1 protein-coding gene is annotated in these 520 nt (G+C 46.5%); it reads left to right on the top strand.

The annotated features are described in order from the left end of the window. Positions 1-398: lipoprotein N-acyltransferase Lnb domain-containing protein (locus ACTXGO_RS16230; protein WP_443575253.1), on the top strand; the 398-nt coding region annotated here is incomplete at its 5' end. Between the last annotated feature and the right edge of the window lie 122 nt (positions 399-520).

Consider the following 520-nt stretch of genomic DNA (forward strand, 5'->3'; position numbering starts at 1 on the left):
ATGAGCTTAATGCCAAGCCTGCTTGGTACAACACTTTGGTGAGTAACTGCACCAATATTATCTTTTATATGGCGCGTGTCGTCAGTGGAGATCGTCTGCCATGGGACTATCGCATTTGGGTCTCAGGCTGGTTGCCGAACTATCTATTTGACGTCGGTATGCTTGATGCCAACCCCGATAACAGCGGTCAGCCTTGGTCAATGGATACCTGGTATGAGCGCACTCATATCAATCCCAAAGTTCAAGGGTTTGATAATCGGATCGAGCGCGTAACAGATGATCAAAGTAGTGACTTTTCAGCTCAAATCCGCCAAGGTATTCCTATTCCGCCTCTGGCTGACACCCAAATAGAAGCTGAAACTAAAGCAAAATCAGCGGCGCTGGCGTCACAGGAGTAAAAATCGTCTTTAAAACTAAAATATTAGACGACACTAAATAAAAAACTAAGGCGTCACCCAAGTTACCACGCGATCCTCCATCTCTTCATCCAAGATGCCCGTTTCAGATACGCAGCGCCCTG

The organism is Psychrobacter sp. T6-1 (genome assembly GCF_052258445.1).